This is a genomic window from Flammeovirga sp. OC4 (genome assembly GCF_000812565.1).
Classification (GTDB): Bacteria; Bacteroidota; Bacteroidia; order Cytophagales; family Flammeovirgaceae; genus Flammeovirga.
In genome coordinates, this window is sequence record NZ_JTAM01000030.1 from 17,572 (window position 1) to 36,865 (window position 19,294).

Consider the following 19,294-nt stretch of genomic DNA (forward strand, 5'->3'; position numbering starts at 1 on the left):
TAGAAATTAAAAACTAAATTTCATTTCTCTCACTTTTCCCTTCAAGGCCGAGGAAAACACTACCAAACGCATTAGGTAGAAACTCCACTGTTACGAATGTTTCGTGTCCTACAGATCAGCAGAAAGTTCCCGGTTTCTCGAAAATACAACGATTCGAAAACGTAGTTTAAAATGTATTTAGGATTACGACCGTGTTACCATTTACTTTTAAAAAAAGCATGTCTGAGATAGTAAAAATATCAGACATGCTTAAGGTAAGAAAAGTAACTTTTCGATTCTCTTAATACGATATTACCAGTTTGATTTTTGTTGTAACTGCGTATTTACATTCAACTCTTGCAAAGGGTAAGGTAATTCTAAGTGCTTTGCAGGATTAAAGTTATTGATACATCTTGTGATACCTGGAATGGTCCAAAAAGCAGGATCATAACTAGGGTGCTCCTTCATTGCTTGATCTAATTCCTGTAACTTCTCACCCAACTTTTCCCAACGGATAAGATCGTGCTTTCTGATTCCTTCAAAGGCAAATTCTCTCAATCGCTCATCTACAATTTCTTCAAAAAATGCCCCCTTAGATGCTATAATTTCAAGGTTTGCGATCTCAATATCCTCCAAACCTGCTCTACGTCTTACTCGGTTTAAACACTCAATTGCTTCAGCTGTTGGACTACCAAACTTCTCATTGGATGCCTCTGCATACATTAATAATACATCAGAAAATCGAAGAATTGGGAAGTTAATCGGTGATTGATTTCTCTCAACCATCGTTTCGCCTGTTAGCAGTACATACTCCTCCACCTCGTTATCTTGATCGACATCATCCCAATTGGCAGGTTCCCATTTTCTAAACTTACCTGGAGTGTATTGAGGAGCGAAAATATTGGCTACACGTGTTACTTTTTGAGCAGCAGTATATTGAATACCTGGAATGTTCCATTCACGTCTTTTATCATCACCTTCGTATTTCATCGACATCACTGGAGACACTTGTACCGATCTGTGGTTGGTTCCTGGGTGGCCTTGTGCTCTGTAATCGAATGTCAATCCATTGCTATTACCAATATAAGACATCCCTGGCATACCTATTTCCAAGTTATTATTATAAGTAATCTCAAATAATGATTCCTTTAATTCGTAAGTTCCCCCAATATAATCCAAAAACAGTTTTCTGTATCCTAATGAGTCATCGGATGAGGTTCTTAAGTCATGCCATCCATCTTTGTAAATAATGTTTTCAAGATGAACAAGTGCACTATCATAATAACCGCTTTCCTTCATGGGGTAGCCAGCCATTTTCATATACGCTCTTGCCAATAATCCTTCCGCAGCCATTTTATTAGGACGGCCAGGAATATAATCTCCATCTTGTGAATGAGGAAGGTGCTGCATTGCAAACTTATAATCTTCTTCAATCTGAGCGTAAATTTCTTTTTGAGACGCAGCAGGCATTAAATTGTCTGATTGCACTAAAGTGGGCTTCACTCTTAATGGTACCTCATTCCACCATGATGCCAAGTTTTGATAAGCAAACGCTCTCAAAAACTTCGCTTCTGCGATATAAAAGTTATACTTTTCTTCAGAAAAATCTTCAGGATTCATCTGATGAATCATTAAGTTAGCATTGTTAATCACGGTATATAATGCTCTCCAAGCCCCTTCTACTGCACTTGAATTAGAAACATGAGTATTTGTAGAAACAGGCCAATTGTCATCCCAACCCCTTGAATAATAACCTTCATCAGTACCATATACCATAGACATAGAAAGGTTTTCTCCAAAAGCATTAGGTCCCATCAATTGAGAAAGCATACCTGCAACGGCGATATCTGCTTTCTTTTCAGTGTTATAAAAATTGTCTGTTGTCCACTCTGTTTTAGGTTCTAAATCTAGGAGGTTATGACATGCTGTTGAAGTTCCTAAAAGAAGAATAGCACCCCATTTTATTATATTTTTTTTCATCTTAATTCTCATTTAAAGTTAGATCTTATACTTTTCTTACTAGAATGTAAGATTGATACTACCCATATAAGTTCTTGATGGAGGGTAAGCCGAGTAATCCAAGTTTGGTGTCAGACCGTTTCCTGCCACACCCACTTCTGGATCAACACCTGAATAGTTGGTCCATGTGTATAAGTTTTGACCAGAAACAGACAATCTCATTCCTTTGATCTTCATTCTTTCCACAAAAGCTTTTGGCAATGTGTAACTTAATGTTACCGTTTTTAACCTCAAGTAAGAACCGTCTTCGATCAATTGGCTATGAATCTGATTTCCTTTTCTTGGAGCACCTGTCACCCCCGCATAGGTGGTGGTATGGTAATCAGTATTTGTATTGAAAGGTGTCCACATATCTGCCACTCCTGGGAATTTATTGTAAGCTTGCTGCGTCATTGCCTGATTCATTTCTGCAGCATTACCGTTCATGACATCAAAACCAACTGACCATTGGAATAAAACATTCAAGTTAAATCCTTTATAATAGAAGTTGTTCGTCAAACCACCAAAGTGTTTCGGAATTGGATTACCGATAATCACACGGTCTTTTTCATTGATTACACCGTCTCCATTTTGGTCTACAAACTTAACTCCACCAGGGGCAATTTCGGCGTTACCATTACTTGCTACTCCATCCTTCAATACATAAGATTGAGTTGCATTGTCCCAGTTGAAATCATCGTGTTGGTATAAACCATCAAATTGCAAGCCGTACATCATACCTACCGACTCTCCGACTCTTGTAATGTAATTGTCTTCTTCAACGCTACCCATTGCTACTCTTGAATACAATTCATTTTCACCTTGATTCAATTGAATCACCTTATTTTCATTAAATGAAATGTTGAAGTTAGAAGACCATTTGAAAGAACCTTTATGAACATTGACCGTGCTTAATGAAAGTTCTAAACCTCTGTTCTGTACCTCGCCCACATTTTGAGTCACTCTCATGAAACCCGTACTTGTTGCCATTGACGCATTCAAAAGTAGGTCGGTTGTATTTTTTTGATATACATCAGCAGTTACCTCAATTCTATTGTCATAGAATCCCATATCTAAACCGAAGTTGGTTTGGTGTGTGGTCTCCCATCTTAAGTCAGGTACTGCCATATTATTTTGTACTGCACCTGGTACATAACTGATGTTACTCCCCCAGTTATAACCCGTCCATTTCTGAATAGCAATAGTATTGAAGGCTGCAAAGTCACCAATTCTATTGTTACCAGTTACACCCCATCCACCTCTTAATTTCAAATTAGAAAAGAGGTTAAGGTCTTTAACGAAATCCTCATCACTCAATCTCCAAGCCGCTGCTAATGAAGGAAAGAAGCCCCATTGGTTACCTCCTCTAAATTTAGAGGAACCATCAGCACGGAAGTTGGCTGTTAATAAGTATTTGTCATTATAAGAATATGTTGCTCTACCAAAATACGATAATAATGTATTGGCTGTCCAATCTGATGTTGCTATCGTTGCAATTGTACCAATACCCATGTTATTATTACCAAAATCATCAACAGGGTAACCGCCATTGGCAAATGAAGTCATGGTTCTGTCATAATAAGAACCTTCAATACCTCCCATCACTGATACATTGTGCAAACCGAAGTTGTTCTTATATGTCAATGTGTTAGAAGAGGCAATATTATTTGAGGCGTTGTTATTGATTTTACCTTGAATACCCATTGCTGAATTTTGTCCTGCTCTTGTTTCCTCTCCATAGAAGAAAGATTCTTTTTGTAAGTTTCCTTGGTAATTGGCACTTAATCTCAATTTTAACTTATCATTGAACTCATAAATAAATGCAGCATTTCCTCTGAAAACATTTTGAATATTTCTTACATCTGTATTCTCCAAATTAGGTTTAGGAGGATACATTGACTGTTGGTTTTCATCCATTGGATCATAACCACCAGGAACTGCATTTTCATCCAACATTGGGTCAGCAGGACTGAAGCGAACCGCATCTCTCACAATACTTGACCATTGATTTTCTCTTAGTGTAGGTCCTAAACGTTCGTTATAAGAATGAAGTAAACCGATAATAAACTTCGCTTTGTTAGAAGCCTTATGCTCTACTCTCAAATTGTTGTTGATCTTTCTAAAACCCGTTGTGATCAGCGTACCTTGTTGATCTGTATAATTACCTGAATAGTAGACATTTGTTTTATCATTACCTCCACTTACGGATAAATTGTATCGTTGGATAGGTGCTTGCCTGTAAATCGAGTCTTGCCAATCATGTCCGATATCATTGCTGTACAATGCAGGATCTGCCCATGATTTATAGAAATTCTTAAACTGCTCAACATTTTGAGGCGTTTTATTCCATCCTTGCAATGACCATAATTGCTTCTCTCTGTATCTCACATACTCTTGTGGATTCAATACCGTCATATAACCCAGTGGCTCTTGAACACCATAAGAAGCATCTAATGTCACTTTAGTAGTCCCTTTGTTATTTCCATTTTTGGTTGTAATGACAATAACACCATTTGCACCTCTTGATCCATAAATTGCAGTAGCAGAAGCATCTTTCAAAATATTGAATTCCTTAATATCATTGGTATTCAATGTTGCAGGATCAAAGTCCGTCAATGGAATTCCATCTACAACGTAAAGTGGTTGATTACTCCCAGTGATAGAATTACCACCTCGAATTGTGATGTTCATTGGAGCACCCGGAGTACCTTCAGCAGCAGATACCATTACACCTGCTACTCTACCCATTAATGCTTCATCATAGTTAGCAGTAGCTACATTGGCTAAATCTTCGGCATCTACAGCTCCTACAGACCCTGTAAGGTCTTTCTTTTTGGTAGTACCATAACCAATGACCATCACTTCATCTAGCTGATTCAGTTCTTGTTTTAAAATAACATTGATTTCGCTTTTGCCTCCTACCGGTATAATTTGTGTCTCATAGCCAATAAAAGAGAACTCCAATACGTCTTCTTTTACGACATTCATGAGTGAATATTTACCATCCATATCGGTAATTGTTCCACTGTTCGTTCCTTGGATTCTAATATTTACCCCAGGAAGAGACTCTCCATAATTTTCAATTACTGATCCCTTTAGCGTCACTTGTGCATTACCTACATAAGGGAGCAGCATAAAGAGTAACAGACTGAATATATAATTTTTCATTTCTTCTTTATTTTTCGGTGATAAAGAGTAACTAGTAGAGTCTTGAGAGTAGGCGAGTAGGTTGTACTCGCCCCTATCTCAATTGGTAGTCACAACACAAATTGTATAATTACTTTACTCTATTCATAACCTAGTCACTAAATAAGTTTTTGCTTTTGAGCTACAATGCTCTTTTAGATTTCGTCTGCTCTATAGTTCACATTAGAGATGACGAACCTACCACTACAAGCTCCCCATTTTACATTTTCTGTAAATGTTTCTGAGTAGTTGGTTTTATATCTAAATGCAAGTGTGAATTTGGTGTACGATTTATATTCTGCTAAATCCAGCTCAAATCTTAGCCATTTTGTATAGGCTAATGCACTGTCATCGTTTTTACCACCATCAGGATTATCTCCTAAATTATCACCTGGATAAGGAGTGCCATTATACGTTACTCCTGCTCCTTCAATCTGGTATGATAAATTATCATTGACTTGTGTCCAGTTCGTTGTAGACACATCACCTGTATAATTGTCTGTAATATAAACCTCCAAGTCTGCTGGTGCACTGCCGTCTGGTAAGTACAGTACAAGATCGTTTTTCATCCAATACACTGCTTTCACATCATAACCTGAAGCATTGTATTGTGTCAAGTTTTGCTCATCCATCACCATCCATGAGTCATGTACTGGGCTTCGAGTTGGCTCATACAATAAGTTATGCATGATAATACCGTGTGGCTTTGTAACATCTGAAGGTCGCTCGGCGTCCGCTTGGGCTGGAACTTGCCATTGGTTATTTTTCCAATATAAAGCATCACCTACACCACCACGGTTCACGGCTTGAACTTTGAAACCGTCCATTGAAATTAAAGAGGGATAGAAGAAGTTAAACGTTGATTTCGGTAGCAATATTTCAGAGTTCGAAATCACAACTTTAATTTTTGTTTCAAATGTCTTTTCCCCGTAACTGATTAAACTTGTTACTTTTACGGTAGGTGTCACCTCTACCTTCTCTCCTGTAAGAACATAAGAAGGATTTAATGCAATTTGACCTGTTCTTTCATCGATGACCAATTTGTCCGTTTCTGTTTCCAAAGCAAAAGTCAAACTTGGATTACCTGATGAAACATCTGGAGCCGTAGTCATTGTACCTGCTCCAACCACTAAGTTTTGAGCATATGGTATATAAATCATTGCTGGAGGTAAAAGTGGTCCTGCGTTTAAAATTAATGGCTCATCTGAGATGACAATTTGTAAGACTTCTTCATTTCCTTCAAATTGAACTTCCTCATTTGTGATATTGCTGATCACTTTAACAGAAGGAGTAACTGCTTCATTTTTAGTGATGGTATAAGAAGGGTTCAATGAGATTTCACCTGTTTCAGTATTGATTTGAAGCTTTTCTGTATCACTCAAAAGTTCGTATCTTAAATCATAACTTGATACCTCTTTGGCAAATTTTAAAGTAGGTACTTCTGTTTTCAAGTCATCTCCGATAATAAGATTTTGTTGCAATGGTTCATAAGTTATTGCAATTGGCAATAACGGCATAACATTTAAATGAAATGCATCTTCAAAGATTTGTGTATTGTCTTCCGTATCTGTAATGGGGGTTAAGGCGAGTGTGAAGTAATAATCTCCTTCACCAAACATGTTTCCATCTTCAATTCTGATTTGGCCTGCTTGGTTAGGGTTCATTAATGGAGTATAATGAAATGTTGTATCATATTGCATCTCCATTACTGGTGCACCATCACCATCAAAGACCAAGTTTCCATCAGCATCTGTTTTTTGCTCTTCGCCTAGCTCTTTGATATCCAAGATCACTTTGATGGAATCCATGTAAGCACTTGCAATCGATACTTTCTCAAGGTAATCTTCAGAAAGAAGTCCGTCTGCTTCACTTCTTACACTAACAATAGAGAAGGCACAAGGAACGCCATCTGAATCCATAGTAGGGATTGCAGTTGTGATTTTGCTATATGCCCTTGCGTTAATAATACTTGGATAGCTTAGGTTTCTTACCGTAATATTTTGTGGTAGGCCAGAGCTTTCCATAAACGATGTTCTTTCGCATCCGGTGAGTAGGATAAAAGACATCAGGAGTATTTTCCAGTAGGTATTTTTTAGTTTATCCATTATCTATTTAATAATTCATTATTTCATTCAACAGTGAAAAGGATTGATCCAATGTCACATTTTTAATTTCAGTTCACTTTTAGAGCTTGTTCAAAATGCTTTAATTTCAAAACTTAACTCCATGTGCATTTGTCTACTATGAAGAGGTAGTATTCTATGTCACCTGCTTTTGATTTTGGTATAATGCAAGATTTTTTCAATTCGGTTATGTGGCGCCCTATACTCTTGAATTACATTACAATATTAAGTCAGTGATGAATAGCTTTGAATCACTAATACTTTTAAAAGGTGCATTTTTTTGATTTGCTTTATTTTGACAACAATTCGTCAGTTTTATGCTCAAAATACTACACTTTTTAAAAGAATAGTGTCATTAAAAAATTTGTTCTCTTCAGCTTATTGAATCCATTCAATCCAAAAAATAAAGAATGAAAAGACTGTTACTACCAATAAGGACCATAATGCCTTTTCTTTCAGGTTGTTCTTACGAAGTGTTTCTTTCATACGCTTTAGTTAAATAAGAAGTAATCGTTTTATACATCAGCAACAGAATAAATGTAAGTCAAATAAGTAGTGAAGAAGTGTAATGATTTGGTGTAAACTTTATTATATATCTTCATTGTACTTCATACTCCATTTACCCTGCTGTTGCTATAGTTCCAAAACTTATTTCTTAACACTAAAGTACCTTCATTAAAAAAAATCTACTTGTCATATATTTCGAAAAAGTAACATTCAATATGAACACTTAAATGAGATACTTTTAATCAATTTTGTACTATTTTTTTGGTATGAATGTGTGACAAATCTTTACTATTTACTCTTCACAACTACAGATCACAAACTGGCTTCTGTGGTATTGTGCTTCGTAAACTGCTTTGGTGAAATACCAAACATATCTTTGAAGCTTCTAGAGAAATAAGATCGATGGGTAAAGCCTACCATGTACATCACATCGGTGACATTGTATTCTCCTTGTTTAAGAAGCTGTTCGGCTTTTTTCAATCTCACCGTTCTTATCAACTCATTGACTGTCATTCCTGTCATTGCTTTAACTTTTCTGTACAAGTTGGTTTGTCCCATACCAATACATTCTCCTAAAGCCTTAACATTGAACTCTGAGTTGTCAATGTTTTTCTCAATCTCAGCGATGATTTCATTTAAGAATTTTTGTTCGAAAGTAGGCATTTTGTCTTCCTCCTCTTTTGAGCCAAACTCTCTTTTTATTTTATCAAAAAGTTTTACCCTTTGCTGAATAATATTTTGTACCCTTACTCTTAGGTATTCTACATTAAATGGCTTAGAGATATAATCATCCGCTCCTTTTTCTATTCCTTCCATCTTATTTTCCATACCTCCTTTTGCCGTCAGAATGATCACCGGAATATGGTTGGTCAGAATATTTCCTTTTAACTTATTACAAAGATCAATTCCATTCATTTCAGGCATCATCCAATCAGAAATAATAAGGTCCGGCATCTGTTTTTTGGCCTTATCCCATCCTTCTTTACCGTTGACAGCAGTGATCACCTGATAATCTGATGCAAAACAATGTTCTAAGAAGCTAAGCATATCGGCATCATCATCAATAATCAAAAGTTTTGATAACGTTTCTCCTTCTGACTTCTCTTCTTTTGTTTCCACTTCTTCAGACACTAATTCCTCTTCTGCTACTTCCAACTTTGTTTCCTCTTCTACCTGTACAGCTTCCATTGGTAAATACACCACAAACTCGGTTCCTTTCCCTTCCTCACTACTCATGTCAATCCATCCATGATGCATTTTCACATAATCGTTGACCAATGAAAGACCGATTCCTGTACCTGGCTGGCCAATGAAGTTTTCCATCTTTATATTGACAAAACGCTCAAAAATTTGATCTTGTACCTCTTTGGGTATTCCGATACCTGAATCTGAAATTGTGATTCTCTGACAAAGTTGGGTAGATACCAAGTTTTCAGGATGCTTGGCATTCACATGATCTATTTTCACTTTGATCTCACCATTATCAGGCGTATACTTCAATGCATTTGTGAGTAAATTATTGATCACTTTTTCGATCTTCTCAAAGTCAAACATGAAGTTGGATTCCTTCTCACTAGTATAAAAATTGAGGTTGATACTACGCTGTAAAGTGGCATCCATAAAATCGTGTACAATATTTCTAGCGAGTTTGACCATATCATTATTACTCAATGCTAATTTTTCACCACCTTGATCTATTTTCCTTAAATCAAGCACCTGATTTACTAATCGAGAAAGACGTTTCGTATTCCTATTAATGATATTCAGTAGTTTTTGCTTTTGTCTATCATCTTCAATAGCTTGCAATTCTTCCAATGGACTTGTGATCAAGGTCAGAGGTGTTCTTAACTCATGAGATACATTAGTGAAAAACTTTAGTTTCATCTGATGTACTTCATCATCTTGTGCCCTTTTGATTTTCTCTAACTCAAATTGGTTTTGGAAGTGAATATTAGAAACTGTCACTCTATGTGCTACATAAAAAAGAATACAGAACAGTATAAAGTAACCTATTTTAGCCCACCAAGTGGCCCATAGTGGCGGATCAATGACAATTTCCAATTGTGTGAAATCATCATGAAACTTTCCAAAAGTATCTGAGACTATGGCCTTGAAAACATATGTACCGGGCTTGACTTTGATATAAGAAACCGAATTTCTATCACCATCCAACACCTGCCAGTCATCTTCCAAACCTTCAAGAATCACTTTGTATTGAAGTGCATTGTCTTCTCTAAAATCTAATGACGAAAAACTGATCGTGAAACTATTCTCTTCATGAGAAAGTGTCACCGACTCCATTTCATCTAATGGTTTGTCTAATAAAATTCTTCCATTGATTTCTTTATTTTGCTTGACCTTTTTATTCAGAATTGCCAAAGAAGTCAACGTAATAGATGAAGAGATCGGCTCTAATTTCACCTCTTTAGGATCAAAGGTTAAGTAACCATTTTCACCACCCAACAGTATTCGTTCTCCCATCAAATACATACTTGTTTTGGTATATGATTTAATGCCTGTCAGTTGAGATGAAAATATTTTTTTGGTTTTAGAAGCTAGATCAAATTGAAATAAACGAGTCGCTGTTGTATACCAAATTTGATGATCAACAATCAAGAAATTTTTAATCTGAGACTTCTCTGTAACTACTAATTCATAACTTTTGTTTTGTAAATCATACTTAAAGATTTTTTTGCCGTAAGCAATCCATAAGCTTTTGTCACCAGATAAAGTGAAGTGATTAATATAATTGGATTTTATCCCTTGGGGTTTTTCAATATGTGAAATTGAACCCGTGGCTAAATTAAAATAATCCAATCCATTTCCTGTTTTTACCCACAAGTTTCCTTTTTGATCAAACTCAAAATCAGACACAAAATTTCCAGAAATAGAATTCTTGTTCTCTTCATTATGCTTGAAATTCTTAAATGTCAATTGATGATTACCTGCATTTATGACCTTGTACAATCCTTTCATGGATGCTATCCAGATATCACCATCGGCATTTTGTGTTAACTTCAATAAGTAATTGGTGCTAAATGCTTTATCATTCCCCTTATCAGCAATATAAGAGTAGATTTTATTGGTTTTATGTTCCAAAACATTCAACCCCCCCAACGTGACAATCCATACATTATTCTTGTGATCAACCAATACGTCCTTTACATCACTATGTAAAATTTGGGGTACTGTAAAATGTACATAGCGATCTGATTTTTTGTCATATTTAATCAATCCACTTTTAGAGGTTGCAAACCAAATATTTCCTTCTTGATCCTCTGTAAACTTATTAATGGTAGTTCCCATCTCTAATAGCGTTTCAGAAAATGGTAAAGCGTTGATCAAAAATGCATCGTCACCCATTGATATTTTATCGATACCGTTTTGTGTACCTAGCCAGATCGTATTGTTCTTATCTTTAAAAACTTGATGTACAATGTCGTCTGAAATAGAATAGTGGTTGACATAATTTGCAAAAAACCTTTCGAATTGTTGACTTTCAATATCAAAAATATTGAGTCCATTTCCGGTACCCACCCAAACTTGATGCTCATTGACTTTGCACAATGATTTGATGACGTCATTACTTAAAGAATTGGAATCTTTTGAATGATGAAATTTCTTGAATGTTCCTTTTACTCGATCAAAAAGTGCCAACCCAGTTTCTGTACCCACTAACAGTTGTTGATCTTCCTTTTCATTTTCAAAGGGGATGATCGCTAGAATCAAGTTATTTTTTTTATAAACTTCATTTTGATCCTGTATTCTGTAGTTCGTAAACTTTTCCTTTTTTCGGTCAAAAAGATTCAGCTTATCCTGTGTACCTAACCAAATATTCTGTTGGCTATCTTCATAAATAGTCCTTACCACATTGCTACTCAACCCTTTTTCAAGACCTTCTATTTTTTGAAAATGTTGTGCTTTTTCAGTGTCTATATCAATAATACAAAAGCCCTTGCTTGTGCCCAAAAGTACCTCATTATTAGAAGAAATACGTAAACAGTAGCTTACAAATTTTTCAAAAGGGAGTGTTACTTGTTTTTGTTCTTCCGTATGAATATTGTATTTGAATAGCCCTTTGCTAAAAGTGGCAATCCATAGGTTTCCTTTTCCATCATAAACAAGGTCATAAACGTTGCTATGATTTACTTGCTCGAAGTTATAACCATCAAAGCGGAATAGTCCTTTCTTAGTACCAAACCAAAGAAATCCCTTTTCATCTTCTGCAAAAGTATTAATGGCTTTTGAAGTGATATAATTTGGAAGGGAAACATGAGAAAACTCCAAATGTCTTTGACGTGCATTTATACTTAACGGAAGGATTAGGAGTAAAAAGAGGATAAAGTTTTTCATCATACTTAGTTCATTTGAATGTGAAAAAAGTGTGCCTTACAAAAAAGTGTAGCGATTTATTAGAAGTCAGATTAAAAAATATCAAAATAGTATTTAAAACACCTAAAGTTAGAATTGTATACTAATATTCACAATGTTATAAGCTTGCAAATTAAAATTATTCATAATTTAATTCCCTGTCTTGATCAGGTTATTAAAATAATAGTAAACTTTCAGACTCAACCTAATATCCTTAAAGTGCTTCTTTACCTAAAATACTCTTTTAAAGTAATCTCCTCTCAAGAGTAAAAGAATTGAATACTATCCATTTCATTTCAGTAAAATCTAATATCTAAACACAAGTTAATACACTCCTTTAAAAACAATGATCATGTAAATCTCTATTACTAATCATTTTTAACACTACTAATTTGTGTCATTTTTTTACTGTTATGTGCTAATTTTTATCACACTAAAAAAAATACAAAACAATGATTTACTGAAACTTAACAACATTTCATTCATTTACTCTAAAAAGGAGTGAAATAAAATAGTATTTAAAAAAGGCACATTTTACCACACATTCAAATTGACACTTTAGTTACATACATCTTATCATGTTAGTTTAAAATAAAATTATATCATCACCATTCTTCCTTTTGCTATAGGTTTGTTGTATCAAATAAAATCAGGGCTTTAATCTTATTTTTAGTTATTCTGACGGAGTAGTTTCTACTTCGTTTTCTAATCGATGATCAAAAGACAATTTCAGAAAACAGTAACTTCATATCATTAAAAAGTAATTTTAAGTATACCCTACTCGATTTTTGAGTGGGGTATTTTTTTTAGGACAAGCCAAATTGAGAGAACCACAAGATATTTTTATATCGCAAGTGTTAAGCCGATAGGCGCCACTTGTGATTACATATTGGCGAAGTCTCCTGACTTCGAGATGAATGAAGATGTGGTATTTATATTCGAAGTCAGGAGACTTCGCCAAAAATCAGTTCCAAGTGACGCTAGCGCTTAACACTTGAAACATAGTAGGAATTTGTAATATCAAACACATTATAAACTTTGTTTTTTTAATATTTAAGCTGTTAGAAATCGGGAGATTTCACGTGACTTTTTTGGTACAAATGACGATAGCACTTAACATCTGCACCAGTGGAATAACTATCAATTTGGTTTTGTCCGGACTTGAAAGGAAAAATAAAATGACCGAAATAAAAAAGTCTCCTAATTTCACGAAAAATCAGGAGACTTTAAATAATGCATAGGGTTTATATTTTTATCGTTTCAATACTTTCTTATTGATCACTCGTCCTCCTTCTAGGAAGATTTTTAATGTATAAATATCTATTGAAAGAGGTGTCATACAGATTTTTTCAGTAAAGTGAGTACTTTCTTTTTGAATAAGCTTACGTCCCAAATTATCATACAATTCCAATTTCTGAATTCGTTTTGGTGCTTCAATGTATAGATGACATGAAGCAGGGTTAGGATATAATCGAACATCCACTTCCTCCGTTGAGGTTACAGTATTCAATACTCTACTGTTACTTGAAGTACCATTGATATTTTCAATTCTTATCCATCCCACCTCTTCAAAAGGGTGATCGATTTCCTCATCTTTTGACTGTTCTTCCTCTACCATAAATTCAACGCTGTTGTCCGATAGATTTCGGAAACGTAACCCTGAGGTATTTGAACCATTGCGTGTTTGCATATTGGCTAATAGACCAGTGTTTGTATAGCTTGAGGCGAAGTTTTGTTGATACCAAACTTCATCAACCACTGTACTCGTACTTCCCACATGCAACGTTTGACTGTTGAGGGTGCCCATTCCTTTTGAAAGGACCACATAATGCAATACTTCTACAGCATGTACTTGATCTGCAGCTTCCTCTTCTCGCATTCTAATATTAAAATCGGTTGTGTTTACATCTTTGATTTGGAGCGTCGTTGCGTTGGCTTCATTGTCTGTTACCTGAACGGCAAGCACAATAGGCGTATCAGAGTATGTACTTTCCATGGTCTTTTTCACCCAAGTCATCTTTCCTGTTAAGCTTCCTGCTTCTGCAATCACCCCACCAAAATCGTGCGTTCCTTCTTCTAAGGCTAGGTAATACACCACTTCAGGTTTCGTATGAACGCCGTCCAGATAATCCCATTCGTCTACTTGTATTTCAAAACCATATTTACTTACATTCCTAATTCTTGGAATTGAAGGTGCCGATCCATTGGCACTTAAAGGTCCTGCCACTACAATTGGTGCTGCTGAAAAAGGCACATCAAAAGTAACTGTGGTCCAATCAGACGCTGACAATTGAGTAATTTCTACCTCTCCAAATTGAGGAGCATTCGTTGGCGTGGATAGTACCGTAACTGAAACCGTGATTTCTCTTGATTGTACACAATCGTCTTCCACAATTTTCAATTTCCAGTCGCCATTGTAATCGTCATCAAGTAATGCCCACCAAGATGGATTTACATTTTGATCCAATTCTTCTCCATTTGGTGAAATCCATTGATAATTGGAAGAGATGATATCATTGGGCAACAATTCAATTTCGTCACCTTCATGTAAAAAGATTTGATTCCCATTTTGAACAACTCCCTGGTTCACTCTGTAGTTCACTGTTGTAATTGCAGCATACGACGCATCAATAGAGCTTAATTCGACTTGACTACTTTGTTCATCAGAATAAGTAGGTCTGAATATAAAATTACCAAAATCACTCTCATTATTGATCGAATAGTTTAGCGTATTCGAAGGGTTATACCATTGAACATACTCTGAATTTGGAGCCTCTACCAACATCTCAAAAGGAGAGTGATCTCTGAATTTATTTTGGTTAGAAAGTGCTTTTTCCAATCCCCATTTATGGGCCAAATATCCTTCTACTAAAGCCTTTTCATTTTCATTAAGCTTACGATCCAAAATGATCACTTCGGCGATCATACCTTTATGATACCTTGTTTGATTGGTATTATAACTGATTTGCCCCAATAATAAGTCTTCTCCATTGTATAATTTATCTGTTGCATTGAGCGGTAATGTAGTTTCAGATATTCCATTTAAGAATAAATCCATCTGTCCTTCAGACTTTTGAATGGTACTGATACAACTTATTGGTAATGCATTTGCGGCTCCAGAGATGGTTGATTCTCCAGCGGCAATAGCCATTTTTCCAGTGTCAGATACTCTAAAAAACATTCCATCTCCGGTGGTTGCATTTTTATTTCCTAGTGTATTACTCCATACGTCAATCGGAGATAACTGATGCACCATAAAAATAGTCCAATCTTCATCTAAAAAAGCTGTTTCGTTGGCGTCCAGTAGCTTTAATAAGGAGCCGGATTCTTTTCCGAATTCCAAAGCAGGTAAATCATTTAATCCATTGGATACATACAAAGGGGCAAGTGTTTCATTATCTATTGTTGCCGCTCCGCTTTGGTTACTCAAATCTTCCCATTCCAATACTTTTTCACCCTCTGTTTTATTCGTGATTTTTGTAGCGTCTAACCATAAAATCGGGTCAATGGCTAACTGCAATTTAAAACTAACTTCATCCCCTACGCATCCATCCAAAGTGGTACGTTGCTCCCATTCTTCGCCATTGAGTTGTGATAGAATGAGAATATCTCCCGGAACGGCAATCGTTGCCGAAGCTTCATCTGAGTCTGTACAAGTCGAATTACTAATCATGGTCACTTCTACAATATCGCCAGCTTCAAAATCAGAAGTATATAATTTATCTGAGTTGTTGTTCACCACTTCCCCGTTCACTTTCCAAGTGTACACCGGAGCATCACCACCACTTGCAGGTGTTGCGTGAATATATTCAATATTACTATACAATTGTGCATTAGGGCTTAAACTCAATTGCACAGATGGAGAAATATCAAAATCCCAATTAATGTTAGGCCAAGCCTCACTACTCCAAGCAATCAATTCTTCAATGATTTCACATTTCACCCCAAATTTTATAGACTCTTGAATGACCCAGTACATATGATCGGCCCAAAGTGGTTCTTCAAGTGCATCAACATCATCTGAACTTGAAGCAAAAATTTCATCATTAGACAAGGTCACATCTACGACTGTAGATTTCTCGATAGGATCTAACTCATTGGAGCCATTCATTCCCTCTTCCCAACGCGTCCACTCTGAAATACTATGCTTTCTCACGGCCTTTAGGAACTCTTCCATCAATGCATCCAATACCCATTTTGTCATGCCTGGCTCAATTTCATCTAATAGTTTAGGCCATTCACCAGGTGCAAAACCATGGAAATTATTGGATCCGCCATCTCCTTCTTTTCCAAAGAAATACCACGGTCCTTGTACTCTTATTCTAAAGCCCATGCCATCGTTGGGGTTCAAATCTCCAGACCACGTTTTCGTTTTATACATCGTACCGATTCCATGATAATAGCGAAGTGGATGTGTGATGTTGGATGAATAAGAACTTGCTAAAATAAACTGAGGGTGATAATTATAATCTACTGGGCCGTTCCACCACTGATAACCTTCACCACCTGCTAGGATACCTTGAAGGTGATACCAAACCGAAGACTCATATTGACCAGTAGATTTTGGTTGGCCGTCAAACGTCTGACAATCTCCATCGAGACACCCAGTAATGTGTGCGGGAACTTCGAATACGTGCTTTGATAAACCATGAAACCATTGTCTACCCGACGGTAAATCTGCATTGTTGATATAGTCCGGAGCTTGATCTTGAAGATTAAATTCCTGCATAATTTCAAAGTTTTTTACCGCCATCAACCTTGCTAAACTTGTTGCCGCAAACTCCTGCGGTACATCATCATCCAATGCATCTAAGCCATTACCTTGGGTTGATCGCCAATGCTTTGTCTGTCCACCACCTTGTGATTGGAAAAAACGGAAATTATAGCGAAAAACTTCATGAGCGTACCTCAAATCAGCTAACTGCTCTTCAGTAATTGCACTCATATCAATTGTAATACCATCTGCTTTTTTAGGTAATTCATTAATTTTATCTCTGATGATTTCGATTCCCTTTTCTGGGTTCAGTAAACTCTCTTGTCCATTTTTATAAGGCGTTCTGTCGTTGTAAGTATCTTCATATAAAGTCCCTTTTGTAAACGCATCTTTGGGGTGAATCATTGGGAGCCAATGTTTCCAGTCAGGAAATTGAATGGCCAAGGGTAAAGTGGTGCGATCCTCTCCTTTATCCTGATCAAAATAATCTTTTACCGTTTCGGCATTCACACCATTAGGGAACATATGCGGCAACATATCTTCATCCTTTTCCAAAACAGCATCTAAACCTGCACCTGCCGCCCAGTAGTCAATCGATTTCCCTTTTAATTCAGGCCCCGGTTGATAAGGTGGGTTCCAAGGTCTACCATGACGATTTATATTCTCGTGTTTTCCTGATAACGAACGTATGTAACTTGCAATTTTACGTGCTTGTTCATCATTCAAATCATGGAACTTTGATCTTTCAATAATGGACTTATTAGAATACGAAAACAGTTCTAAATCCCTACCGTCTTGTGCGTGACAATCGGCACAAGTGGCGTTCATTGGAATATGTGCTTTCAATTTATAACCGTACCAAAAACCTTCTGTTCCTTCTTCTAAATAATTAGACCATAGCTTTGCATTTCTCCACAAGTCCTCTCCTTCAGCGATTGATGCATTGTCAGTATAAGGAGAAACCCACAAGTTTGGATCATCATTATAAAAATAATTGTCAGGCAAAAGAGGTTCATCATTCTCATTTAAGAGGTTAAAACGAACGACTCTATAACCATTGGAAATGGCATCTGAGTGATTAAAACGAAATGAGATGGTATTTGTACCTGACTGAATGTCTGAGGTTGGATAGGAAAAACGAATGGTATTGTATCCTCCATGTTGCATACCTCCCCTCGCCTTTTCTTGTTCTTGCATTTCTACTGATCCATGATTAATATCTTTCCAGCTTCCATTATTGATTTTGATGGAAACCTTATTTTCATAACTTAAATTATTGATCTGAAACCATACCTTTTTTGTATTAGAGGCTTTTGTGTCTCCTAAAATAAAAGTTCTGGTCTCCACCACTCCTTCTGCCCCCAATACTTCCACTGGTAAAGTAAATCCCTGCCACAAATCATGCATTGCTGCATATTCCGCTTTGAATTTGGCATTAGAAAGTGCTTCACTATAAATTTTTACATCACCGATAATACCTTTAAAATAGCGATTACCGTTAGAGTTAGAACCCAATGTGAGATCTGCTATATTAAAATTAGCAGGTGCTACGTCATAATTATGCTTCAGCTTGTTTTGCGAATCCCAAAAAGAAAGTTCTCCTTTAGTTGCATTATAATTAACGGCCACTACAATAGACTGACCACCCCTTGCCTTCGCTCCTGGAATTTTTGCATTCAAAGTACCCAAATAGACTTGGTACTCACCGTCATCAGCATATCGAATACCGAAACCACCATTGTCTGTATTGGAATGATTGCCAATCAAATCGCTCCAATTGTCATGCATTTCATGAACTTGAAAAGAAAGTAGAACACTAAAGCCAGTGTGTGTGCTGGCTGCACCAGTAAAATCAAGAAGTGAACCTGCATCTTCTTGTGATAATAAAGTCAGGCTGTTTCTTTCATTTCCAAAATCAAGTGCTGATCTCCCCGAAAAGGAAGTATTTTGAGCAGGGTAATAGACTGTACCATGCTTGGATTGTGCATGATTTTCATTGCCAGAAAGATCAATCCAATTTGTCACTGTTCCATCAGAATTTACCGTGATACTTTCCGTATCGGAAGTACTTAAATACTGTAATGGTGTTTGTGCTTGTGCATCTATCAATAGAAAGTAAAACCACAAAGCAAGAGTTGTAGTCGTAAAGTAATAAATGTGCTTCATTTCAATTATTTATAACATTAATAGTAGCTGGTAGAATAACCAAAGCAAAACTTATCACATTGTAAACTAAATTATCGTCAACTTTTAATGGATCTTTTTATAAACAATTATAGGATCTACTTTCAAACTTTCTTCTTCTTCATTTCTCTTATGATTAAAACAAGGGAAATTGTATTTATTTTGTACAATTTCTTTCAAAAGAGATAATTCAATATTTACAGCGAAGGTAATTTTGAATTTCTATGTCAAG

The 19,294-nt window shown here is 36.2% G+C and carries 5 protein-coding genes; all 5 read right to left on the minus strand.

The window, feature by feature from the left end; genetic code table 11:
- Positions 1 to 291: 291 nt before the first annotated feature.
- Positions 292 to 1,959: a RagB/SusD family nutrient uptake outer membrane protein gene (locus PL77_RS17025; RefSeq protein ID WP_172665886.1), complete on the minus strand. Its 1,668-nt coding sequence runs from the start codon at positions 1,957 to 1,959 to the stop codon at positions 292 to 294.
- Between the two features lie 39 nt (positions 1,960 to 1,998).
- The gene (locus tag PL77_RS17030) at positions 1,999 to 5,145 is read right to left on the minus strand and encodes a TonB-dependent receptor (RefSeq protein WP_044207888.1); all 3,147 of its coding nucleotides are present in this window, start codon (positions 5,143 to 5,145) and stop codon (positions 1,999 to 2,001) included.
- A 173-nt stretch (positions 5,146 to 5,318) separates the two neighbouring features.
- Positions 5,319 to 7,268 carry a DUF4958 domain-containing protein gene (locus PL77_RS17035; protein WP_156152405.1) on the minus strand — a complete coding sequence of 650 codons (1,950 nt, stop codon included), beginning with the start codon at positions 7,266 to 7,268 and terminating at the stop codon, positions 5,319 to 5,321.
- An 837-nt stretch (positions 7,269 to 8,105) separates the two neighbouring features.
- The gene (locus tag PL77_RS17040; RefSeq protein ID WP_044207893.1) at positions 8,106 to 12,149 is read right to left on the minus strand and encodes a hybrid sensor histidine kinase/response regulator transcription factor; all 4,044 of its coding nucleotides are present in this window, start codon (positions 12,147 to 12,149) and stop codon (positions 8,106 to 8,108) included.
- A 1,267-nt stretch (positions 12,150 to 13,416) separates the two neighbouring features.
- On the minus strand, positions 13,417 to 19,044 hold the full coding sequence (locus tag PL77_RS17045) for a LamG-like jellyroll fold domain-containing protein (RefSeq protein WP_044207896.1): 5,628 nt from the start codon (positions 19,042 to 19,044) through the stop codon (positions 13,417 to 13,419).
- Positions 19,045 to 19,294: the final 250 nt, after the last annotated feature.